Below are 22,862 nucleotides of genomic sequence, written 5' to 3'. Positions count from 1 at the left end.
GGTTACGGGTTCAATTGGGTTGCGGGTGCTTGTTTGGGTACCGTGAAATAAAAGATACTGCCTTGGCCGGGCTCGGAGTCGAGCCAGACCCGTCCGCCGCTTTGTTCGACGATTTTTTTGACGATGGACAGCCCGACGCCGGTGCTTTCCACCCGGTCGCGCGGGTGGAGGGTTTGGAACAATTGAAAGATGCGTTCGAAGTGACGCTCGGCGATGCCGGGGCCGTTGTCGGCGACGCTGAATTGCCAAGCGTCCGGCTGTTCGGCGCAGTCGATGGCGATGCGGCCTTCGGGTTTGTCCAGATAACGGATCGCATTGGACAGCAGGTTTTGCAGGACCTGCTGCATGCCGGTGCGTTCGACGGCCAGCGTCGGCAGATCGGTCCCGACCGAGACCGCGATGTGGGACGGCGGGGCCAGCGCATCGATCACCTCGCGCGCCAATTCGTTGAAATCGACGGCGCTGACCGCCTCGTGGATACGGCCGATCCGCGAATAGCGCAGCACGCCGTCGATCAAGCCGTCCAATCGGCGCACCCGCTGAATCAACAGACGCAAGTGTTCCTGGCCTTCGGCATCCAGGCGTTCGGACTGGTCGGCGGCAATCCAGTCGGCCAGCGAGCCGATCGCGCGCAACGGCGCTTTCAGATCGTGAGAGACCACGTAGGCGAAATTCTTCAATTCCTCATTGACGCTTTCCAGTTCGTGGATCATGCGTAGTTTTTGTTCTTCCAGCTGTTTGCGCGGCGTGATGTCGTACACGGTGGCCAGCACGCGGCCGCTTTCGATCGGGGTGATGCTAATGTCGGTGGCGAATTCGCTGCCGTCCTTGCGCAGTCCGCACAGCGTTAGACCGCTGCCCATTTTGCGGTATTCGGGATGCTCGGCGTAAGCGGCGCGCTTTTCGGTGTGCGTGAGCCGGAAGCGGCGCGGGATCAGGTCTTCGACGGTCAACCGGGTGAATTCGTCGGTGCCGTAGCCGAACAGGCGCTCCGCCGCCGGATTGGCGAGCAGAATCCGGCCGTCCGTGTCGGCAACCAACATCGCGTCGGCGGCGATCTCCATCAGCCAGCCGGCGTCGTGTCCGTTCAAGATATTTCTAGCGGCAATCATGCGGATGCTCCTCGGTCCTGCCGACGGTAAGGGCCAGGATCATACAATAAATTCAGAGAAAATAAGCATTCTCTAAAACTGTCTCCGGCTGGCGCGCGTCTGTCCGGCCGTGTGAAAGAGTGCGCCGGTACTGTCGCGCGTACCGGCGTTGCTGTACTAAAGTAGTGCCGAAACCGTCTATTACAATCCGACCCGATGACATTCGCTTCCCATCCTCTTAAACCCCGCTGCCTGTGCTTGGACATCGAAACCGCCCGCCAGGATAGCTTGCATCTGCGCGAAATCGGCGCCGTCCGCCCGGATACCGGCGCGAAACTGCGCATTTCCGGCAAGGCTAAGGACTTGAGCGCGCGGCTGGACGACATCAGTCTAGGCGCGGCGTTTGTGCTGGGGCATAACATCGTCGCCTTCGACCAGCCGGCCCTGGCGCTGTTGCATCCGGATCTGTCTCTTCATCAACTGCCGCTGGTCGATACCCTGGAACTGTCGCCGCTGGCCTTTCCGCAAAACCCTTACCACCGCCTGGTCAAGGATTACAAACTCTGCACGACCACCCGCAACGATCCGGTACGCGATGCCGAACTGGCTTACGAGCTGTTTCTGGAGCAGCGCGAGGCCTTGTTGCAACGCGTCGAGGAACACCCGAACGACATGCTCTGTCTGCATTTTTTGTTGGCGCCGGAAAGCGGACGCGGCGTCGCCAGTTTCTTCGCGACCTTGCGCAATGCGCTAAGGCCGACCTTGGCGCAAGCCCAGGCGGCTTGGTTGAAAGCGACCACCGGCAAGGTTTGCAGCAACGCCCAACACCGCGTCGCCGAAGATTGTTTCCCCGATGCGAATTGGCACAAGCCGCTGGCCTACGTGCTGGCCTGGCTGCGGGTGGCCGGCGGCAATTCGGTATTGCCGCCCTGGGTGGGCGCGCAGTTTCCTCGAACCAAAATCCTGATTAGCCAACTGCGCGACGTGCCCTGCGGCGATCCGGCTTGCGCTTGGTGCAGCGAACAGCACGACTTGAAAAAACTGCTGGCGCGCTACTTCGCCGGCATCTCGGATTTTCGCGCCACGCCCACCACCGCCGACGGCCGCTCCTTGCAGCAAACCATCGTCGAGCACGGTTTCGCCGGTCGGCCGATGCTGGCGATTTTGCCGACCGGCGGAGGCAAGTCCTTGTGTTACCAGTTGCCGGCCCTGGCCCGCTATTACCGGAGCGGCAGCCTGACCGTGGTGGTTTCGCCGCTGCAATCGTTGATGAAGGATCAGGTCGACAACCTGGAAGCGCGCGGCATCGCCTGCGCCGGCTATTTGAACAGCCTGCTCAACCCGTTGGAGCGGCGGGTCGTGCTCGACAAACTGCGCTTGGGCGATTTGGGATTGATCTTCGTCGCACCCGAGCAATTCCGCAGCAGCGCCTTTGCCAACGCCCTGGCTCACCGCGACGTCGGCGCCTGGGTGTTCGACGAGGCGCATTGCTTGTCCAAATGGGGGCACGACTTCCGCCCGGATTATCTGTACGTGTCGCGCTTCATCAAATCGCGGCAGAAGGATAAACCGTCGCCGGTATTCTGCTTTACCGCCACCGCCAAGCCCGACGTGGTCGCCGACATCGTCGGCCATTTCAAGCAGAGGCTGGACATGGACTTGGCGGTGCTGAGCGGCGGGGTCAGTCGCGACAACTTGAACTACGAAGTCCACGCGGTGCCGGCCCAGGCCAAATACCCGGCGGTGTTGAGTTTGCTGGAAGCAGCCTTGCGCGGCGACGGCGGTGCCATCGTGTTTTGCGCCCGGCAGAAAACCGTCGAGGAAATGGCCGAGTTCTTGACTCAGGCCGGCCTGGACTGCGGCCACTTCCACGGCGGCATGCCGCCCGAGCATAAGCGGCGGATGCAGGAAGCCTTCATCGCCGGCGAGTTGCGGGTCATCGCCGCGACCAATGCTTTTGGGATGGGCGTGGACAAGGCCGACGTGCGGCTAGTGATTCATCTCGATACCCCCGGCTCGCTGGAAAATTATTTGCAGGAAGCCGGCCGCGCCGGCCGCGATCAGGCGCCGGCGCGCTGCATCTTGCTGTACGACGACGCCGACCTGGACGTGCAGTTTCGCTTGTTGCGTAATTCCAGGCTGACCCAGCAGGACATTTACGCGATTCTCAAAGCCCTGCGCGGCATCGAACGTAAGGACAGGAGCGAGGGCAGCGTAGTCGTCACCAGCGGCGAAATCCTTTTAGAAATCCCCGACAAGCATGGCATCGACCCCGACGCCGCCGATGCCGACACCAAGGTGCGCATCGCCGTGGCCTGGCTGGAAGAGGCGCGGCTGCTGGAGCGCCAGGAAAACCATACCCGGGTGTTTCCAGGCTGTTTGAAAGTCGCGACGCTGGACGAAGCCGGATTATTGTTGAAGCAAAAGCTAGGGCCCAACGCCGATCCCGAACCTTATCTGGCCGTGCTCGCGGAATTGCTCAACGCCGGCGACGACGAAGGCATCAGCACCGACGACCTGATATTGGCCACCGGCCAGCCGGCGCAGGTGGTGCAAAACCTGCTCCGCGATTTGGATCGCTTCAAGCTGGTGTCCAACGACACTGAAATCGGCGTGAGCTTTTACCGCGACCCGGACACCGTCGAACGCCTGGCGGACCTCGTCAAACTGGAGGACGCGCTAGTCAACTGTCTGCGCGAAGCCGCGCCGGATGCGGATCTGGAACAATGGCAGATGCTGCACATGCGCCGCTTGTGCGACACCTTGCGCCGCGACGCCGGCGTCGAATTGGAACCGGACCGTTTGACCCGCTTGCTGAAAGCCTTTGCCGAAACTTTCGGCGACGACGGCGACAAATCCCGGCGCGGCTTTTTTGCGTTGCGCCCCGGCGGCCCGGACCACCGCTACGTCAAGCTGTTGCGCGACTGGCGGCAAATCGAGCACATCCGCGCCAAGCGCATGCGGCTGGCTCAGGCCCTGGTCGGCTATTTCGCCGGGCTGCGCCAGGGCAACAATCTGTTGGTGACCTGCGAACAGGGCGTGTTGGAAGCCGCCTTGCAAAGCGATTTGACCTTGCAAGACCTGGAAATCAGCGACTGGCAAGCGGCGCTAGCCGCCGCGCTGCTGTATCTGGACGCCAACGAGGTCTTGCACTTGGCGCGCGGCAAGGCGATTTTCCGTTCGGCGATGCATATTCAACTGAATCCCGAGGCGCGCCGCCGCCAGTTTAAGAATGCCGATTACGCCGAGCTGGCTTTGCATTACAAGGACAAGATCATCCAGGTGCACGTGATGGCCGAATACGCCAAGCTGGCGCTGGGCAAGATCCAGGCGGCGATGAGTTTCATCGTCGATTACTTTGGTATGGAACGGGCCGAATTCGTGCGCCGCTATTTCGCCGGCCGCGAGGACATCCTGGAAATGGCAACCAGCGAGGCCGCCCACCGCCGCATCCTCACCGACCTGAAAAATCCCGAGCAGCAAGCCATCGTCGCCGCGCCGCCGGACGCCAATTTACTGGTGCTGGCCGGACCCGGCGCCGGCAAGACTAAGGTTATCGTCCATCGCGTGGCCTGGCTGCTGCGCGAGGCGCTGGTCGCGCCGGATGCGATCATGGTGCTGACTTACAATCGGGCGGCGGCGGTTGAAATACGCCGCAGGCTGTGGGCCTTGGCCGGCGCCGATGCCGCCGGCGTCACCGTGCAAACCCTGCACACGCTGGCCCTGCGCCTGACCGGCACCAGTTGCGCGGTGGCCGCCGAGCGCGGCGAAGTGGTGGACTTTGCCGCGGTGATCAAAAACGCCGCCGCCAACTTGCGCCGCGCCGACGCCGACGAGGAAGCCGGCGCCTCGGCGCGCCGCGACCGCCTGCTGGCCGGGCTGCGTTACGTGTTGGTTGACGAGTACCAGGACATCAACGCCGACCATTACGACTTGATCAGTGCTCTTGCCGGCCGAACCTTGAGCGGTGCCGACGATAAATTGACCTTGATGGCGGTCGGCGACGACGATCAAAACATCTACGCCTTCAACGCCGCCAACGTGCGTTTCATCCGCCAGTTCGAAGTCGATTATCAGGCCAAGGTGTGTTACCTGGTGGAAAATTACCGCTCCACCGGGCAGATCATCGCCTGCGCCAACCGCGTCATAACTGGCGCCAAGGAACGCATGAAGCGCGAGCAGCTTATCCGCGTCGACCACTTCCGCCGCGACCAGCCGGCCGGTGGCGAATTCGAGGCGCTGGACCCGTTGACCTTGGGCCGGGTGCATATCCTGCGAACACCTCCGCCAGCCGGCGCGGAACTGGCGGCAGCGTTGGCCGAATTGAAACGCTTGAACGCCTTGCGTTTTGGCGAACGCCCGGCTCATTGGGGCCGCTTCGCGGTCATCGCCCGCCATTGGCAAGCTCTGGAGCCCTTGGCCGCGCTGTGCCGCAGTCTGGAGATTCCGGCTAGGTTATTGCGCGACGACGAATTGCCGGCTTTGCATGCGACGCGCGAAGGGGCGGCGTTGCTGACTTTGCTGTCGGGTCAGTCCCGGAAATCCGTTCGCCCTGAGCCCTTCGGCTTCGCTCAGGACAGGCCCGGCGAAGGGTGGCAGCTAAAAGCAGGGCACCGTCGGGAGAGCAGTGGCCGGCGGCTGTTGATTCGTCATGGCGCCTTGTCGCGCTGGTTTAAACGCCGCTACGGCCAGTCGGTTACCGAGGCTATCAGCCATCCCTACCGGGCGATGTTGGCACAATTCATCGCAGACGCAGAAGTCAGTTCTACAGACAACGTGCCTTTCATCTCCCCTCTCCCTGGGGGACGACTGCAAGGAAGCAGGAGTGAGAGCAACGTCCGGAACGGTTGCCGGGAGGGGCCGGGGGTGAGGGGCAGGGCCGTTTAGTCGCCGCCGACCTGATCGAAGCCCTCTACGAATTCGGCAGCGGTCGCCAAGCCCGTTTCGCCGACGGCCCGCACGCACCGCTATTGCTGCTGACCGCCCACCGCGCCAAGGGCCTGGAATTCGACCACGTCCTGATCCTGGATGCCGGCGGCTGGCAACAAGCCGGCGACGACGAACGCCGCCTGTTCTACGTGGCGATGACCCGCGCCCGCCAAACCTTAACCCTGTGCCAAAGACTAGGCGGACGCCACGCCTTCATCGCCGACTGCGCGCCGCTGTGCCTGACCAGCACTATCGAAGCTGGCGGCGACCTGCCGGAAGCCTGCCAACGCCGCTGGCTGGCCGGACCGGAACAGGTTGTCCTGTCCTGGCCCGGCTACTTTGCCGCCAACCATGCCATCCACCGCGCCATCGCCGCCTTGGACTACGGCGACCCGCTAACCCTGCGCCCACGCGGCGACGGCAAACCCGGCTGGGAACTAGCCGACGCCAACGGCACGACCGTCACCCGCATGGCGCAAGCCTTTGTTCCGCCGCAAGGCGCTATCGTCGCGGTTCGTGTTGCGGGGATTTTGGCGAGGCAGGCCAAGGCGGGGGATTCGGAGGGTTTGCGGTGCGAGAGGTGGGAGGTGGTGTTGGCGGAGATTGAGTATTGGGTTAGTTGATAGGTTGTGTTGCCCGCGGAATATCGGGGATGATATAAGGACGCTATCTAATTACTTGTTGGGCAAACAGGAATCACATGCAGTTAATAATCCCTTTGATATCAATCGTTCTGTTCACTATTTGGTATTCAGCTTATCTCAAGCTTTCTGCCAGAATTATGCATGGCTCCGTTGTTAGCTGGACGCACTCCTTTTTGTTTTCCTTGTTGATGCTTTTTATAATCGCGCTCGGACGTGCTGCATCAAATATCTGGGATGTTTCGTTACCTATCGGTCTAAGTCTGCTTTATAGCTTTGTTTTACACCTGGGCCTGGGCGGTTGGTTCTTCAGCAACCGAATCTCCAACAAGGAAGGCAGGTTACTTGGATGGCGTGGTGGAATGCGGCTTGTTGTCATCACATATGGCCTTTTTTGTCTAACCTGTGCAGTATTATGGTCAATACTTTATTTTCTAGGCCCTCCATCGTAAGTCCGCGTAGGTCCGATTAGCGCCAGCGTAATCGGACGCATATTTTTGATTCAAATGCTTTTGTTTTAATCGTTTCGCTACCGCGAAGCCCTATTTACCGCCGGTTCGCGGACCGGCAACCGCGATACTTTTCTTTGCTTGTCCAAAGAAAAGTATCCAAAAGAAACGACACCCCATGCCGCTTTGATCCTGCGCTCCCGAGGGTTCGGGCGGGGTTTTCGGAAGGGCTTTCCTAGCCCTCCGAAAACGCGCGGCTTCCCTGCCGCGCCCCTGCCGGGCTGATCCGTCCAAACCCTCAAGTGCTCGGCGCGGCATCAGGGGATAAAACCATCCGGTGGCGTAGGGTGGGCACGGTTTTTGTGCCCACGCGGATTTAAAACTGGGATGAATATTGTTTCGCTATCGTGAGGCCTAATTTTTAATGCCGGTTCGTGGACCGGCAGCCGCGATACTTTGGCTACGAAAACCATCCTTGGTTTTCGCCCTGCGGGCCAGCCCATTGGCTGTTTAAATTCGCGCCAGGCGAATTTGTGTTTGGCCTCGGCAATTGCTCCTGCATCCATGCAGCCTCGTAGGGTGCGCACCGCGTAGCGATTGCGGTGTTGAAAAAGTTGGATAGATAGACGCCTTTTGATGCCGCGTTTACGTGCAACGCCAAGGTTAGGGTTATAGCTATTTGGGAGTAGAATTAAACCATCCGTATGAATTGAGCAGGAGGGCAAAATGAATTTCACCATTGAACTGGAGCAAGAATCTGATGGCCGTTGGTTGGCGGAGCTCTTGGAGTTGCCGGGTGTCCTTGCTTACGGCACATCTTCGCTGGAAGCGGTGTCCAAAGTTGAAGTTCTCGCCCTTCGCGTGATTGCTGAACGGCTCGAAAACAACGAGAGCCGCCCCTGCTCCATCAATATTACCGTTCCGATTGCGGCATGAGCCAATGACCATCGGTCAAAGCAAAGCATCTTCTCGCGGCGCTGCTCCGACTCGGTTGGCAGATCAAACGACAATCCGGTTCGCATAGAACACTTACCCGGAATGGCTGGCACGGTTTTGTTTTCGCCTTCCATGATGACGATGAAATCGGCCCCAAAATGATGGCGCGCGTTGCAAAGCATACTGGCCTATCTCCAGATGATCTGTAACCTTCTCGGCGCTCGAAGCGGACATCCTATAGTTCCGTAGGCGGCGCACCGCGCTTCTTTTTCGGGGAATACGCCGTACCCCCCGTTTGAATTTCATCTTCCCGCCGCTTGGCGGTAAAATCGGGGCAATTTTGCCAGCCGCGGACCCGTCATGGACAACGACATTTACCTCTACGACACCGAACGTTTGCACGCCATCGCCTCGGAGGATTTGGTCAAGCAAGGTTTGCGCTATTTCAACGACAACCGGGTGATCGGCGTTAGACTGGAAGAGGGTCGGCTGACGGCTCAGGTCGAGGACGAAAACGGCGAGCAATATTGGCTGGAGCTCGCGGCCGATGCCGACGGTAATTTGCTGGTGGGTTGCGATTGCCACCCCGAAGCCACAGTCTGTGTCCATGCCGTCGCGGCGTTGTATGCCTATGCCGACCAATTCGCGACTATCGACACCACCGGTCTGGATAGCGCGGTGGACGAGGCGATACAGGAGCGCGTTAAAAAGGGCCGGAACGAAGTCCGGGTCAAATTGCTGAGCGGCAATCTGGGTTTCGGCACCTGGCAGGCCACGTCGCTGGTGTCGGCGACGCATTGGCAGCGTTCCTATCAGGTGCAGATTCGCTCGCTGGACCAGCGCGTCAATTACTGCACTTGTCCGGACTTGGCGAGCAACCGGCTCGGCACTTGCAAGCACATCGAGGCGGTGCTGCATCATGCTCGCAAGCAACCGCATTACCAACGTTTGAAGGAGGCCGGTTGCCCGTTGTCCTTCGTTTATCTGGCCTGGGAGTCGGCGACCCGGCCGGTATTGAAACTGCAGCGCCGCGCCGATATGGCCGAAGACTTGGCGGCGTTGCTGGCCGAATTTTTCGACGAACAAGACCGCTTCTCGGGGCGCTTGCCGGAGGATTTCTTCCGCTGCTCGCAACTCGTTTACGGCCGCGAGGATTTTCTGCTCGGCGACGATGCCGTGCAATACGCCCGGCAAGTCGCCGAAGACGCGGCGCAAGCCCTGCGCGGCCAGGACATCACCCGGCAAATCCAGCGGGGCAACGGCGTGCTGCCGGGGTTGAAGGTCAAACTGTTTCCGTATCAGGTCGACGGCGCGGCGTTTCTGGCTTCGCGCGGCCGGGCCTTGTTGGCCGACGACATGGGATTGGGCAAGACGCTGCAAGCCATCGCCGCCGGCAGTTGGTTGGCCGAGCATGAAGGCGTCAAACGCATCCTGGTGGTTTGCCCGGCGTCGTTGAAACACCAATGGGCGCGGGAAATCGCCAAGTTCACCGGACTTTCCACCCAAATCGTCAGCGGCGGCCCGGAGCAGCGCGGCGTGCAATACCGCGCCGATGCGAGCTTTTTCATCCTCAATTACGAATTGGTGCTGCGCGACCTGAGCTTGATCGGCGAAGCGCTCAAACCCGATTTGCTGATTCTCGACGAAGCCCAGCGCATCAAGAATTGGCGTACCAAACTGGCCTCGACCGTCAAACTGATTCCGGCCCGCTACGTGTTCGTGCTCAGCGGCACGCCGCTGGAAAACCGCCTGGAGGATTTGTACAGCCTGTTGCAATTGGTGGACGCTCGGGTGTTGGGGCCGCTGTGGCGCTGTCTGCTGGATTTTCACGTCACCGACGAACGCGGCAAGGTCATCGGCTACCGCAACCTGTCGGAGCTGCGCCGCCGCATCGCGCCGGTGTTGCTGCGCCGCGACCGCAAACTGGTCGCCGACCAGTTGCCGGATCGCACCGAAGTGACGCTGGACATTGCGATGACCGACAAGCAACAGGAATTGCACGGCTCGGCGCTGCAAGCCGCCAGCCAGATCGCGCAAATCGCCAAGCGCCGGCCGCTGACGCCGGGCGAGCACAACCGCATGCTGGCGGCCTTGCAACAGGCGCGGATGGCTTGCAACGCGGCGGGACTGGTGGACAAGGAAACCGTCGGTTCGCCGAAACTGGACGAACTGGCGCGCTTGCTGGAAGAACTGTGTCTGCAAAGCAACCGCAAGGCGGTGGTGTTTTCGCAATGGGCGCTGATGACCGAGATGGTCGAGTCGCTGGTGCGCGGCATGGGCCTGGGCTGCGTGCGCCTGCACGGCGGCGTGCCGAGCAACCGGCGCGGCGAATTGATGGAGCGTTTTCGTGGCGACGATTCCGTGCAGGTGTTCATTTCCACCGATGCCGGCGCCACCGGTTTGAATCTGCAGGAAGCCACGGTGCTGATCAATCTGGACATGCCGTGGAACCCGGCGATCCTCGATCAACGCATCGCCAGGATTCACCGCCTGGGCCAGAAACACAAGGTGCAGATTTTCATTTTACTGGCCGAGGATTCTTACGAACAGCGCGTCGCGCAATTGGTGAAGGGCAAACGCGATTTGTTCGACAACGTCATCGAGCCGGACGCCAGCGAGGACGTGGTCGGCCTGACCAAGAAAATGCTGGAAACCCTGATCGATGATCTGGCGGGCGGCCCGCCGGCCGACGATGCGGCGAGGGTGGAAACGCTCGAGCCGCGGGCGGTTCCGGAAACCGAAGCGGAACCGCCGCGTCCGGCCGCCGTCCATGTGCCGCTCGGAACCGGTGCCGACGACGAAGACAGCGTAAGGCTGGCCGTAGCCGGCATCCAGACCGCCTTTGGATCGCGCATCGAACGCGTGCTGGCCAAAGCCGGCGGCTTGCTGGTCGTGGTCGAAAGCTGGCGGGAAGGCGACGAAAAGGTCGCCGAAAACGTGTCTGACGGCGGTTTGCCGGTCGCGGTGATCGACCGCCGTACCTGGCGTAGTTTGCAGCGGTTGGGCTCCGCCTCGCCATTGGCCGAAACGCGGGCCGTGTACGAGGCCGCCGCCGAGCCCGCGCCCGTCAATCCGTTGCATGAAACGGCCTTGCAAAAACTGCGCTCGGCGCAAGTGCTGTTGGAACAACAATGCACGGCCGGCGTGATGGATTTGCTGGCGTTAGCCCTGCTCGACAAGGTCGCCGCGCTGGCCGGAATAGACTGCGCGCCGCCGCCCAACGAAGCGGCGATCTGGCTTTACGCCGACATCGTGCCGCGCGCGTCGCTGACGGCCGAACAGGTTGCGCTGATTGTGCAAGCCGTATCGCTAAGCTTAAGCCCTTGGGTTCCGGAGCCGCTGCTGCGACAGGTCGCCGCGGACGCGGAGCGCTTCATTGATGCCGCGACTTGACGGTCGCCCACCCGGCCGGACCGGACGAAACTAGGCTCAATGCGCGAAGAGCAAGGCATTCAGTCGTTTGGAAAGTCGGGTAAGGAAACCGTATCACGAGTGTCTTGACCAGCGCGATGGCATTGCGTCATCCCGGTTGGTGAATAACAACGCCATGGAAGGGGCTTATCCGCGATTGGCGCCGTTCCGATCAGTGGATACTCAACGTCGTGATAGCCGATTCCGACATCGATTATTACGCCAATGCGGTTTTCCGAGCTGTGCGGGTTGTCCGGGCCAACGGAGATGTATGTGCCGGCCGGGGCTCTTGCCGGTGCAAGTGGGCAATGGAAGCTTTCTAGCGTATTTGTTATGCAGACGTCGGCGGCAAATTGTCTTATGATTCTCGCGCTTGGATCAAGCTCCAACTTTCGGCGAGGGTGTCTGATGAATCGAGGTATGGCTTTGAAAATCGGCTTGGTGGTCTTGCTGTCGGGATGTGCTAAACCCGGCTTGCAGACCGGAGGCAGCGGTAATCTGGTGTCCGGATCGGCGGCGGGCGGGACCAGCGTCGATGCGAATAAATCGCTGGAGCGCTGCGCCAGTCCCATGGGGACTTTGGCGGTCAGCGATGGCCGTATTACCGGCGCTCAGGCGGTGACGACGGTCGATCCGTTGATCCGCTTGGCGGTGCAACAGTCGAACTGTTTTGCGATCACCGCGATCGGCAACACCGCCACTCGAGCATTGATTAACGAAATCGTCGGCGAACAGCGCAATTCCGGGGAATACCGGGCCGGCTCCAAACAGCATAAAGGCCAACGGGTCGCCGCCGATTATCTGATGGAACCGCAGGTGATCGTGCTGAACGAATCGACCGAAGGGCATCGGGCGGGCGCCTTTGGCGCCGGCTACCGCCATTACTCGCCGCCGGGGCAAATTTCGTTGGGCGGCATTCTGGCCGACTCGCTGGCCGCCACGATGGCGGACGCCGCCGATAAACGGACCACCGATGTGACCCTGACCTTGACCGATATTCGCTCGACCGTGCAGATCGGCATCTCGCAAGGCAGCGCCACCGCCAACCGTTTGCAAACCAACGGCTGGGGCGGCTATTTGGGGGACAGCGTTGGCGCGGTGGTCGGCTTGGCGAGTTTCAAAAACACGCCCGAAGGTTTGTCCACGGCGGCGGCGTTTTTGGATGCCTACAATCAACTGGTCGTCGCGGTTAAAAACTACAAGGCGCAGGAAATCAAGGGCGGTGCCGGTACCGGCGGCGTGTTGAATCTTCAATAGCGACGGGGCGGAATGGCTTGGACCGGCTACGCACCGCGTACCGCTCGAAGTCGCGGCTCGCGATTCAGTTCCCGCGCCGGCTTTCCTGAAACGCCAGATACAGGCGCAGATCGAACTCCAGTTGGTGATAGTCCGGTTCCATGTGGCGGCACAGTTGGTAAAAGGCTTTGTTGTGGTCTTTTTCGCGCAAATGCGCCAACTCGTGGACGACGATGGCGCGCAGGAAGGCGGCCGGCGCGGTTTTGAAAACCGCGCCGATGCGGATTTCGGTTTTGGCCTTGAGTTTGCCGCCTTGCACCCTGGCGACGACGCTGTGCAAACCCAGCGCTTGATGAACGATGTCCAGTTTGTCGTCGTAGACGATTTTGCTGAGCGGAGCGGATTGGCGCAAATATTGGCTTTTCAAGTCCGTCACGTAGTGATAAAGCGCCTTGTCGGTCTGGACGTGGTGAGTCCGCGGGTATTTGCCGGCCAGCCAGTCGCCCAGCTTGCCGCTGCTCAGCCATTGCTCGGCGCGCTCGACCAATTCGGCCGGATAACCGTTTAAATATTTGGAAACCGGGGTGTGCATTGGACCGAGAGGCTTATCGGGCCGGAACCGGCGCGGTCTCTGGGGAAGCGGCGGCGTCGGCCGGCTTGATTCGGCTGCCCTCGCGTAATTTGTCGCTGCCGCCCACGACCAGGACATCGCCGGGAGCGAGGCCTTCCAAAACGGCAACGCGGTCGGCGTCGACCGGCCCGGTCTTGATCGGCCGAATCGTGACGGTTCGGTCGGGTTTGACCCAGTAAACGAAATCGCCGTTGGCGCCGTGCTGAATGGCGGCGGCCGGGGCTAGCGTCGCGGCGGGTAAGGTGTCCAGCCGCAGCCGGATATTGACGAACTGGTTGGCGTACAGTCCGCGCTCGGCGTTGTCGAACCAGGCCTTGAGTTTCAGGGTGCCGGTGGCGGTATCGATTTGGTTGTCCACCGCCAGCAATTTGCCGTCGGCCAATTTGCGCAGGCCGGAGCGGTCGAAGGCTTCCACCGTCAGATTGCGTTCGCTACGCCAGCGGCGCATCACCGCCGGCACCTGATCCTCGGGCAGCGTGAACAGCACGGTGATCGGTTGAATTTGGGTGATAACGGCCAGACCGGTTGTGTCGCCGGCGCGGACGATGTTGCCTTTATCCACCAGCCGCAGGCCGATTTGACCGGCGATTGGCGCGACGATGCGGGTGTAGTCGAGTTGGAGCTTGGCGTTGTTGACTTGCGCTCGGTCCATTTCGACGGTGCCCCGGTATTGGCGTACCAGTGCCTCCTGGGTGGCGGTTTGCTGGGCGGCGATTGAATCCTGTGCCAGCAGGGTACGATAGCGCTGCAAATCCTGCTCGGCATTGCTCAACAGTGCTTCATCCCGCATCAGTTGGCCCTCGGCCTGGTGCAATTGCACCTGATAAGGGCGGGGATCGATCTCGGCCAGCAGTTCGCCGGCTTGTACGGTTTGGCCCTCCCGGAAGGCTACCTTGACCAGTTCGCCGTCCACTCGGCTTTTGATCGTCACGGTTTGTAGCGGGGTGACGGTGCCCAGGCCGTGCAGATAAATCGGCAGGTCGCCTTGGTTGACGGTGGCGGTGGTGACGCTGGCCGCTGGTGCGTCCCCAGCGCCGGTCGAGCCGGGTCGCTCGCTAGGCTCTTCGGTGGCGTGCAGGCGCCAGTAGCCGTAGCCGGCGGTCAGCGCGAACAGCAGCGCGGCGGTCGGCCAACCTGACCGGCCGGCGGCGCGGGTTTCGGGAGGTCGTGGATTGTCCATGCGGGCTTACCGTGGTGTCCTTGTCGGCGGGGCGGAGTGGCCCGGCGACTTCGAGGCGTTGTCATAAAAAAGGCATCCGGTGGATGCCTTTTCCAAACCTCGGGCCGGCCGCGCCTTAATCGTAGTGATAGTGTTTGCGTAGCGGTTTGACTACTTCCCAATGACTGTCCAAACCGGCTTGAAAGATCACCAGATCGCCGGGGACGATGCGCACCGCTTCGCCGCCGGTCGGCGTGACCAAGATTTCGCCGTCCAGGACGTAGGCGGTTTCGGTTTCGTCGAAATCGATCGTGAATTTGGACACTTCTTTTTCCCAGATCGGCCATTCGGAGACGCCCAATTCCTGTAAACGCTCCTCGCTGGGATTGTGTTCGATAATAATCTGACTCATGACTTCCTTTCGGGTTCGGGTGGTAAGAGGGTTTGATTCTACCATTGTCGGCGGCGCGGGGCCACGCGGCCGCGTGCTAGAATGGCTCGGTAATTTTAGTCAAGCGGGGCCGGGCGTCACAGTTCGAGTCCGGCACATTTCGGGCGGGGGCCGATTTTGAAGACTCTACAACACGTCAATATGCACGAGGCGATCGCCGCGTTGAGCGGCGCTCTGGACCTGGTGGGCGTCGACGAAGTGCGGCACGGTAAACGGGTGGCGATGATCGCCCGCGCCGTGGCCGATCGTCTGGGTTGGTCGGCCACCGATCGGATGGCGATGTTGCATGCCGGCATGTTGCACGATTGCGGCGTGTCGCGGATTCACGAGCACCGTCAGTTGACCGAGACGCTGGAATGGGACGGCGCGGAAGATCATTGCATCCGAGGCGCCGAGTATTTGGCGGCCTGCCGGCCGGTTGCCCATCTGGCCGACGACATTCGCTATCACCACACCCGTTGGCGGACCTTGCTGGAATTGCCGCTGGCGCCGGACTTGCGCTTGCGGACCAATTTGCTGTTTCTGGCCGATCGCATAGACGTGCTGCAGGCGCCGTTCTTGAATAGCGAGCATATTCTGAACGAATTTTCGAATATCATCGCCCGGATTCGCGGTTTGGCCGGCTTGCTGTTTTGCCCGGAATTGGTCGAGGCGTTCGCCGAGTTGGCGGAGGTCGAGGCGTTCTGGCTGGCGATGGAGCCGGAATACCTCGACGAGGACTTGCGCGTGATCGGCGCCGGTCTGGAACCGGTGTTGCTGGACATGGCCGAGCTTAAAGATTTGGCGACTTTGTTTTCCCGCGTGGTCGACGCCAAGACCCCATTTACCGACGAGCATTCGCAGCGGGTGGCGTTGATAGCCCGCGAATTGGGCGCCGATTTCGGATTATCCGGTTGCCATCTGGAGCAGATTGAAATCGCCGGCTTGCTGCACGACATCGGCAAACTGCGCGTGTCCGAGGACATCATCAATAAGCCGGGAGGCTTGACGCCGTCCGAACGGGCGACGATGCACCGGCACAGTTACGATACCTTCAGGATTTTACTGCGGGTGTTCGCCGATTCCAAAATCCCGATTTGGGCCGGCTATCACCATGAAACCCTGGTGGGAGACGGTTATCCGTTCCGTAGTCAGCCCAAGGAATTGGATTTGGAATGCCGGATCATCGCGGTGGCCGATATTTTTCAGGCCTTGATTCAAGTGCGGCCTTACCGTCCCAGCGTGACGGCGGAAGAGGCTTTGGCTGATTTGCGCCGGCGCGTCGCGGAAGGCAAGCTGGACCCGGACGTAGTCGGCAAGTTGGCGGCGCGCGCGGAGGCTTACTATCAATTGGCGAGTGCCTGACGCTAGATTGTCGGCGACCGACTCTATCTTGACCAAGGTTCTGGTACTCGCTCGGCAACGGAGACCGCTCGAAAACGCAGGATTTGTAGGGAGAAGGGCGCTTGTCGTGCGCGGAGTTCGTCGGAAAGACCAAAACTCTTCCGGTGCCGGAGAGCCTTCCAGCACGGCTAAATCCCGGCCTACGCCACCGGCTTTCATTTTTCGTGGGGATGCAGGGGGAGGGACCGTTAGGTTAGCGCCGGTCGCGGCGGCGGTCCTCGCCGTCTTCGCGCGGCGATTCGTTAATGGCTTGTAGCGGATCGAAGCCCAGTGCGTCGGGCGGTCGGCGCCTGTCCAGCAATTGTCGGCGATCGTTCGGAGACGGCCGGTGCGGGTAAACCCGAATGCCGGTTATCGTTTGCAAGTTGCGCAATTGTGGATTGGGATTCAGATAGTCCGCCAGCCAGACCGCGAACAGACCCGCCCCCACGCTGGCGGCCAACGCGATCGCGGCGGCTAGCCAATAATCCGGTCGAATCGGTTCGGTCGGCAGGGTTGCCCAATCGATCACGCTCAATTGCGGATGGGTCTGGCGCTGTTTGACTTCGATGTCCGCCAAGCGCTGCTTGGTGTCTTGCTGCAGTTTTTCCAGGCCTTCCAGTTCTTGCAGCATCGCTTGGTATTTTTCGAATTGTCCAGTGTATTCGGCGGCTTTTTGCTTGTGTTGAGCCAGTTGCTTTTGCAAATCCGCGACGGTGCGTCGGGCGGCCACGTAGGCGGTGTTTGCTTCCTGCAACATGAAATCGGTGCCGCTATGCTCTTTTTCGCTGATCTTGGCATCGAGTTCGCTCAACTGCTGTTTGACGATTTTCATGGTCGGATGAAAATCGATGTAATGCTCGGTGTAGCGGCCGCGCAGGTTTTCCAGTTTGTCGCGCAAGCGCTCCGCGGTTTCTTGCAGAACCGCCAAACTGCGGCTGTCTTGGTTCGGAATTACCGGCCGACCTTCTTCGATCGCGGCGCGGATCGCTCCGACTTTCGCTTTCGCCTTGGCTTCTTCTTCCAGCGCGTTATTCAGGGAGGCGTTGAGACCCTGCAGGCGGGCGTGGGCTTGGTTGTCGCTACTATCTTGGGACAGGATATTGTGGGTTAGTCGGAACTGATCCAATTCGCGGCGTTTTGCCGACAACAATAGTCCCACCCGATCCAGTTCGCCGTCCAGGGTCGCCGTGGATTGAGCGGTGACTTGGCGAATGTAGTCTTCGCGGAGTTGTCGATAAGTTTCTATCCAGGCGTTCAGAATCACCTGCAGTTTTCCAGGGTCGTAGCCTTCGGCGTGTAATTTAATCAGATTGCTGTCGGCCACCGGCGTGGCGCCCAGCATTTTATGCAGATCCGCGACGTCTGTCGGCGCGGACCGCTCGCTGAGACGCGCGGCGGTTTTTTCGAGGATGTCCTGGCCGAGCAAGACCTGGGCCTGGATGCCGGTCTGTTGCGGATCGGCCTCGGCCGGCGCTTGGTCGACCTGGGCGGATTCGCTGGTCAATACCGAAGCCTCGCTACGGTATATGGCCGGTTGCATAAAAATCAGAATTTGAGAAATCGTAAACAACGGCAGGAAGGCCAGCAAAAACAAGCTGATGCGCTGCGGAATTCTTAATGGCGGTGTTGGGTACGCGTTAGCGTATTGTCGGAACGATTTGAGAAACATCGCTGTGTTCTCCTCATGTCGGCACAAATTACGGTGGTTCTTGCGGCCGGCGCATGTGCCGGACCGTGCGGTGGAGCTGGGCCGAAGCAAGGCGCCGGAAGATCGCCGGCGTGGCTGGAAAGGGCAGGGAGGTCCGCCGAGGTACGCAGTGTAACGCAATCGGCGGCGAGTGTAATCGGGTTTTCCAGGTTGTCGGGCGACGTGCGTCGGCTATAGTCCTATTCATGCATAGCGATGGGCGTTTGCGAGCCGCCGGGAATAGCGGTGGATGGGGAAAGGGGAGAAGCGTTGGCTCGCCCACGGTGCGCCGCGATGTGAGCGGTCTTGGAATGGCACGGCGGTGGATTCGCAAAATGTGCGAGACAAATCAATATTTTGTGGCATCCAAGCGTGTTAGGCCGGTCGATCTATTGCACAATGCCGGCTCGATTTTGGTGGGGTCTATGTCTGCGAATAAAGCTGGAATAATCAGAATGCATGTTTACGAACTCAGAGTCGGAATGTGCGTATGCGAGTTGGAAGCACCGAAAGGCGAAAATCCGTTTATGCTGGATCGCATTGTCATCGAAAGCCATGCGGATATTCAGGCCATACAGGCGGTTTGCGATTACGTTTATATCGACGTCAAGTTTCAAAAAGACCATACCGGAGCTATTCCGACTCGCTCGACCGAGGCGCGTAAACAGCTCAGCTTTGCCCGTTCTTTCGAACAGACCGCCGTCACCTTTCAGCGCGTCGGCAATTTGATTAAGACCGTGCTGGACGATATTCGCTTCGGCAATCAATTCAATACCGAGGCAGTCAAGCAAGCGGTTGCCGAATGTGTCGACCAAGTGCTGGAACATCCCGAAACCATGTTATTGCTGACCCAGTTGAAGGACCAGGATCAATACACCGCTCAACACTGTATGAATGTGTGCATTTTGGCGATCCTGCTCGGCAGGGAATTGAAGTATTCGCTCGAAGACCTCAACAAGATCGGCTTTTGCGGGTTGATGCACGACGTCGGCAAAATGAAGGTGCCGTTGGAGATTTTGAACAAGCCCGGCAAGCTCGACAAGTTCGAACTGGACATCATGCGCAATCACACGGTCTACGGCCGCAACGTGTTGATGTCGGCCAGAGGGGCATTCCCTGGCGCGGTCGATGTCGCGCACAACCACCACGAACATCTAAACGGCGGCGGTTATCCGCGCGGCTTGGATAAATCGGCGTTGTCCGATTTCACCAAAATGGTTGCCGTCGTAGATACCTACGACGCGATGACCAGCGACCGGGTTTATCAGCACGGTCAACCGCATTTGATTGCGTTGGGCACGCTGGTCAAGGGGATGAGCCAACGTTACGAAGCCCATTACGTCACGCATTTCATTAACTGCATCGGCTTTTATCCGCAGGGCAATGCCGTCGAATTGAGTAGCGGCGAAATCGGCATCGTGGTCGAACAAAACAAGGCCGATCGTTTGAAACCAAAGATATTGATCGTCAAGGATAGCCAGCGTAGCGACATCGAGCCCCGGTTGCTGGACTTGGCCAAACCGGTGGCCGATCCACAGGGAAACCGCTATGCCGTCAAGCAAGTGGTGCGAGCCAAGGATTATCGGTTGGATTTGAACGAATATTACCGGGATGGCTTGTTCGTCAAGGACTACGCCATAGCCGGAGCCTAGGGGCGCGGCGGACGGCTGGCATGATCAAAAAAATTAACGCCGAGCAGCTGGAGATCGGGATGTATATCGTCGATACCGATCGAAAATGGCTGGACTTGCCGTTTTTTCGAACCCGCTTTCCGGTGACCTCGGCCAAACAAGTCGCGACCTTGCGCGAGTATTGCCGGTTTGTGTGCATTGACACCGCCAAAGGCAAGGATATTAGCGATTCGCCGCCGGCCGGCGCGATTCCCTCGAGCGCGGATCTGGATACGACGACTTGGGAAGGCTGTTACGCGGCGGTTCGTCTCGGCTACGCCGACGTTTTGCGGCGCGCGGCGGCGGAAAATACGCTGGATTTTGCGACGGTTGATAAGCTGGCGGCGGAGTTGGAGCAGGGGATTTCGCCGGACTCCGGGCGGGTTTGGGGGGCTTGATGCGCGACACCCAACCGGACCCGGCCGCGAAAGCGGTCAATGCCGCCGCGTTGGCGTTGGTTTGGGGGCTGGCGACAGGACTGTCGGCCGAGGCCTTAAGACACTTGGGCAGCGGCGCGCTGTTACTCGACATTGGTCTACAACGTTTGCCGGACGCGATACGAGCGGCCGAGCGGCCCTTGGATGCCGGCGAAACGGCTTTGTTTCGGCAACATCCGCAATGCGGACGCGATATGTTGCTGGCGGCTTCCGACGTACCGATCGAGGTATTGGACATCGTGCTAAATCACCATGAACGAGCGGACGGCAGCGGCTATCCGCGCGGACTCGGCGGGGGAGATTTGAGCCGAGCGGGGCAAATCGCGGCGATGGCCGCCGAGTGCGAGGATTTGTGCTGGGAACACGCCGGTCGCCCGGCGAGGAGCGGTTTACAAGCCTTGGCAAGCATTTATAACGCCGGAGCGCGGCTATTCGACGGCGATTTGACGGCCGATTTCGTGCGGGCGCTAGGCGTTTGGCCGCCAGGTTGTTTGGTCGAACTGGCCGGCGGCGAGTTGGCCGTGGTTGGAGACATTCCGGCATCCGAATTCGGCGCGCTTAGCCTAAGGCCGGTCACCAATTCGGCGAAGGAGCTGCTTGATTTTGCCGCCGATCCCAATCGCACGGTGAGGGTATCGGCGATTGAAATCGTCCGCATACTGTCGTTGGCCGACCCGATTGCCCGATTTGTCCGCTATTACCTGCGGCAATGCGGGGGCCATTAAAGCCGCCGGCGAAACTTAGCCCGGTTGGCTTTTAGCGCGGGCCGGCAGCAAGCTTCTCGCCAACTCCACGACACTGTCGGCCTTGATTTGATTGATCGAGAAATCCAGCTTGTTCAGTTTGAAGGGGTCGACGACGGACGGCGACTTCAACACCTTGTTGATGGCCGTTTGGTAAACCCGGCTGACCGGCGTCGGTCCGAACAGCGTAATCGATGGCCGGTTCAAACCCCAGGCCATGTGGGTCGGTCCGGTGTCGTTGCCGATCAACAGGTCGCAGCGGGCAATCGCGGCCTTTAGGTCGTTAAAATTCAGTTTCGGCAGCGGCCGCGCCAGACTGCGTTCGGCCAGCCATTGCGCCATCCAGTGTTCTTGCTGGCTTCCCCAGCAAATCAGCATATTGGCTTCCAGGCCGAAAATGACCCGCAGGTACTGCTCCAGCGGATAATTGCGGCTGGCCCAGGTCGAGCCGATCACCAAAATGACGTTGGCTTGGTCCGGTGCGAAGTACTCGTTCAACTCGGCGGTCGGCGGCGTGAAGTACAGAAAGGGTTGTTTGGCTAAAATCCGCTCGGGGCCGATGTCCAGACCCAGCGGTTGGGTCAGCACCGCGACGTTGCGGTCTATCGTGTTGGCATCGTAGGGAAACGCCACGGTTTCCCGATAAAACCAGGCCGCGAATTTCTCTCGGATCGAATCGCGGTCGAATCCGACGCAATTGGCCGACAACAGGCGCGCGACCAGCGCCGATTTAATCAAGCCTTGGGCGTCGATGACCAGATCGTAATTCGTGGCGGCATAGCCGCGCACCTTGGCAATTTCGCTAAAAATCGCGGCTTTGTTCGATTTCAGCGCTTTCAGATTGACGGTCAGGACTCGGTTGACGTGGGGATTGTGCTCGACGATGCCGGCAAAGCCTGCCTCGACGATCCAGTCGATTTCGCTATCCGGTAGCGCTTCCTTGATAAATTGCAGCGCGACCATCGAATGGACGATGTCGCCCAGAGCGGACAGTTTGACGATGGCGATTTTCATCCGCTCAGGGGCGAGTAGCGCCAATACCCGTTCCGGCGCGATGTCGGCCAGACAGCGGGTGTGACCGAGTGGGCAGTCACGCTGGAAACACGGCGAGCAGTCCAGGCCCAGGGTCAGAATTCGTGCGTTGGGGTGTAAAGGCGGCGTGAATCCCGGATCGGACGAGCCGTACAGCGCGACGACCGGCTTGTCCAGGGCGGCGGCGACGTGCATCAAGCCCGAGTCGTTGCTGACGACCGCATCGGCCAGCGACAGTAAATCGACCGCTTCGGCCAGCGCGGTTGCACCGGCGAAATTGCGGCAAACCCTGCCTGTCAGATCGTTGATGGCGTTAGCCACTTCGCGGTCCTTATCCGATCCGAACAGCCATACCTGCCAACCCTCCGCGTGTTTGGCCTTGGCGACGGCGGCGAAATGCTCGGCCGGCCAGCGTTTGGCCGGACCGTATTCGGCACCGGGGCAGAGCGCCAAGATGTTAGTGTCGGTCGCCACCTCAAACTGGTCTGCGACTCGCTGTCGTTGTTCGGCGGTTATCGCCAATTTCGGAAACGCATAGGCCGGCGGTTGTTCGGCGTCGGCCGGCAGGCCCAGCGCGACGAAGCGTTGCACCGTCATCTTCAAGCGGCGTTTATACAGCCGGCGAGCGTCGTTCAGCAAGCCCCAGCGCAGTTCGCCGAGATAGCCGGTGCGTTGGGGAATACCGGCGAAAAACGGTATAAAAGCTGACTTCCACGAGTTAGGCAGGACGATGGCCCGGTCATAACGCCCGCGAATTGACCGGCCCAGTCTAAAACGCGCGCTCAGCCCGAACTCGCCGTGCCCCAACGGCATCGCGATGCCGTCGCGCACTTCCGGCATCCGCGCCAACAGAGGCAGCGACCAGGCCGGCGCCAGGACGTCGATGTGACACTCGGGGTGTTGTTGCTGGAGGGCGATGAACAGGCTTTGCGCCATCACCATGTCGCCGACCCAGGACGGGCCGACGACCAGGATGCGATGCGGGGAAGGCACG

The 22,862-nt window shown here is 60.2% G+C and carries 15 protein-coding genes and 1 pseudogene; 10 read left to right on the top strand and 6 right to left on the bottom strand.

Translation table 11 applies throughout. The features are described 5' to 3' along the window. Window positions 1-2 precede the first annotated feature (2 nt). Entirely contained in the window at window positions 3-1,112 is a 1,110-nt protein-coding gene (locus ACP4CD_RS13055; protein ID WP_426991231.1) for a sensor histidine kinase, read from the bottom strand. 195 nt (window positions 1,113-1,307) lie between these two features. Here ACP4CD_RS13055 and ACP4CD_RS13050 point away from each other — a divergent pair, with 195 nt between their 5' ends. The 6 genes and pseudogenes from ACP4CD_RS13050 to ACP4CD_RS13025 all read left to right on the top strand — a co-directional run bounded on the left by ACP4CD_RS13050 (window position 1,308) and on the right by ACP4CD_RS13025 (window position 12,714). Then, window positions 1,308-5,978: a RecQ family ATP-dependent DNA helicase gene (locus tag ACP4CD_RS13050; protein WP_426991229.1), complete on the top strand. Its 4,671-nt coding sequence runs from the start codon at window positions 1,308-1,310 to the stop codon at window positions 5,976-5,978. Then, on the top strand, window positions 5,939-6,643 hold the full coding sequence (locus ACP4CD_RS13045; protein WP_426991227.1) for an ATP-binding domain-containing protein: 705 nt from the start codon (window positions 5,939-5,941) through the stop codon (window positions 6,641-6,643). Before ACP4CD_RS13050 ends, ACP4CD_RS13045 begins: the two co-directional genes overlap by 40 nt. Window positions 6,644-7,836: 1,193 nt before the next feature. Further along, window positions 7,837-8,046, top strand: coding sequence for a type II toxin-antitoxin system HicB family antitoxin (locus ACP4CD_RS13040; protein ID WP_426991226.1), 210 nt, complete (start codon window positions 7,837-7,839; stop codon window positions 8,044-8,046). Window positions 8,047-8,081: 35 nt separating this feature from the next. Further along, window positions 8,082-8,255, top strand: a pseudogene (locus ACP4CD_RS13035) (type II toxin-antitoxin system HicA family toxin); the annotation flags it as partial. Between the two features lie 151 nt (window positions 8,256-8,406). After that, the gene (locus ACP4CD_RS13030) at window positions 8,407-11,439 is read left to right on the top strand and encodes an SNF2-related protein (protein WP_426991225.1); all 3,033 of its coding nucleotides are present in this window, start codon (window positions 8,407-8,409) and stop codon (window positions 11,437-11,439) included. A 426-nt stretch (window positions 11,440-11,865) separates the two neighbouring features. Further along, the gene (locus ACP4CD_RS13025) at window positions 11,866-12,714 is read left to right on the top strand and encodes a hypothetical protein (protein ID WP_071157748.1); all 849 of its coding nucleotides are present in this window, start codon (window positions 11,866-11,868) and stop codon (window positions 12,712-12,714) included. Between the two features lie 64 nt (window positions 12,715-12,778). On the opposite strand, the gene ACP4CD_RS13020 is transcribed toward ACP4CD_RS13025, so the two are convergent. The 3 genes from ACP4CD_RS13020 to ACP4CD_RS13010 form a co-directional block, all read right to left on the bottom strand. Beyond that, window positions 12,779-13,285 carry a M48 metallopeptidase family protein gene (locus ACP4CD_RS13020; RefSeq protein ID WP_071157746.1) on the bottom strand — a complete coding sequence of 169 codons (507 nt, stop codon included), beginning with the start codon at window positions 13,283-13,285 and terminating at the stop codon, window positions 12,779-12,781. Between the two features lie 13 nt (window positions 13,286-13,298). Continuing rightward, window positions 13,299-14,504: an MdtA/MuxA family multidrug efflux RND transporter periplasmic adaptor subunit gene (locus ACP4CD_RS13015; RefSeq protein ID WP_426991224.1), complete on the bottom strand. Its 1,206-nt coding sequence runs from the start codon at window positions 14,502-14,504 to the stop codon at window positions 13,299-13,301. Window positions 14,505-14,619: 115 nt separating this feature from the next. Continuing rightward, window positions 14,620-14,895 (bottom strand): cupin domain-containing protein, encoded by a 276-nt coding sequence (locus ACP4CD_RS13010; RefSeq protein WP_064028806.1) that lies wholly within the window; start codon window positions 14,893-14,895, stop codon window positions 14,620-14,622. Window positions 14,896-15,051: 156 nt separating this feature from the next. On the opposite strand from ACP4CD_RS13010, the gene ACP4CD_RS13005 reads away from it, so the two are divergent. Next, the gene (locus ACP4CD_RS13005) at window positions 15,052-16,278 is read left to right on the top strand and encodes an HD-GYP domain-containing protein (RefSeq protein WP_426991223.1); all 1,227 of its coding nucleotides are present in this window, start codon (window positions 15,052-15,054) and stop codon (window positions 16,276-16,278) included. Between the two features lie 232 nt (window positions 16,279-16,510). Here the strand turns inward: ACP4CD_RS13005 and ACP4CD_RS13000 are convergent, their stop codons facing one another. Then, the gene (locus tag ACP4CD_RS13000; protein WP_064028801.1) at window positions 16,511-17,968 is read right to left on the bottom strand and encodes a GumC family protein; all 1,458 of its coding nucleotides are present in this window, start codon (window positions 17,966-17,968) and stop codon (window positions 16,511-16,513) included. A 473-nt stretch (window positions 17,969-18,441) separates the two neighbouring features. On the opposite strand from ACP4CD_RS13000, the gene ACP4CD_RS12995 reads away from it, so the two are divergent. From ACP4CD_RS12995 to ACP4CD_RS12985, 3 genes are read left to right on the top strand one after another with little or no spacing between them, the layout of a single operon-like run. After that, window positions 18,442-19,638 carry an HD-GYP domain-containing protein gene (locus tag ACP4CD_RS12995; protein WP_426991222.1) on the top strand — a complete coding sequence of 399 codons (1,197 nt, stop codon included), beginning with the start codon at window positions 18,442-18,444 and terminating at the stop codon, window positions 19,636-19,638. A 20-nt stretch (window positions 19,639-19,658) separates the two neighbouring features. Continuing rightward, window positions 19,659-20,054: a DUF3391 domain-containing protein gene (locus tag ACP4CD_RS12990; protein WP_426991221.1), complete on the top strand. Its 396-nt coding sequence runs from the start codon at window positions 19,659-19,661 to the stop codon at window positions 20,052-20,054. Further along, the gene (locus ACP4CD_RS12985) at window positions 20,054-20,818 is read left to right on the top strand and encodes an HD-GYP domain-containing protein (RefSeq protein WP_426991220.1); all 765 of its coding nucleotides are present in this window, start codon (window positions 20,054-20,056) and stop codon (window positions 20,816-20,818) included. The genes ACP4CD_RS12990 and ACP4CD_RS12985 overlap by 1 nt, the downstream gene beginning before the upstream one ends. 15 nt (window positions 20,819-20,833) lie before the next feature. On the opposite strand, the gene waaF is transcribed toward ACP4CD_RS12985, so the two are convergent. Beyond that, window positions 20,834-22,861, bottom strand: a complete 2,028-nt coding sequence (gene waaF, locus ACP4CD_RS12980) for a lipopolysaccharide heptosyltransferase II (protein ID WP_426991219.1) — start codon at window positions 22,859-22,861, stop codon at window positions 20,834-20,836. Between the last annotated feature and the right edge of the window lies 1 nt (window position 22,862).

Origin of the sequence: Methylomonas stagni (assembly GCF_050154735.1) — a bacterium.
GTDB classification, from domain to species: domain Bacteria; phylum Pseudomonadota; class Gammaproteobacteria; order Methylococcales; family Methylomonadaceae; genus Methylomonas; species Methylomonas koyamae_A.
This window is presented reverse-complemented; position numbering and strand designations above follow the sequence as displayed.

Bases quoted from the DNA above. Each gene is read 5' to 3' on its own strand.
- ACP4CD_RS12990 (WP_426991221.1), top strand. From the start codon at position 19,659: ATGATCAAAAAAATTAACGCCGAGCAGCTGGAGATCGGGATGTATATC.
- ACP4CD_RS13010 (WP_064028806.1), bottom strand. From the start codon at position 14,895: ATGAGTCAGATTATTATCGAACACAATCCCAGCGAGGAGCGTTTACAG.
- ACP4CD_RS12995 (WP_426991222.1), top strand. From the start codon at position 18,442: ATGCATGTTTACGAACTCAGAGTCGGAATGTGCGTATGCGAGTTGGAA.
- ACP4CD_RS13015 (WP_426991224.1), bottom strand. From the start codon at position 14,504: ATGGACAATCCACGACCTCCCGAAACCCGCGCCGCCGGCCGGTCAGGT.
- ACP4CD_RS13050 (WP_426991229.1), top strand. From the start codon at position 1,308: ATGACATTCGCTTCCCATCCTCTTAAACCCCGCTGCCTGTGCTTGGAC.
- ACP4CD_RS13055 (WP_426991231.1), bottom strand. From the start codon at position 1,112: ATGATTGCCGCTAGAAATATCTTGAACGGACACGACGCCGGCTGGCTG.
- ACP4CD_RS13030 (WP_426991225.1), top strand. From the start codon at position 8,407: ATGGACAACGACATTTACCTCTACGACACCGAACGTTTGCACGCCATC.
- ACP4CD_RS12985 (WP_426991220.1), top strand. From the start codon at position 20,054: ATGCGCGACACCCAACCGGACCCGGCCGCGAAAGCGGTCAATGCCGCC.
- ACP4CD_RS13000 (WP_064028801.1), bottom strand. From the start codon at position 17,968: ATGTTTCTCAAATCGTTCCGACAATACGCTAACGCGTACCCAACACCG.
- ACP4CD_RS13040 (WP_426991226.1), top strand. From the start codon at position 7,837: ATGAATTTCACCATTGAACTGGAGCAAGAATCTGATGGCCGTTGGTTG.
- ACP4CD_RS13020 (WP_071157746.1), bottom strand. From the start codon at position 13,285: ATGCACACCCCGGTTTCCAAATATTTAAACGGTTATCCGGCCGAATTG.
- ACP4CD_RS13025 (WP_071157748.1), top strand. From the start codon at position 11,866: ATGAATCGAGGTATGGCTTTGAAAATCGGCTTGGTGGTCTTGCTGTCG.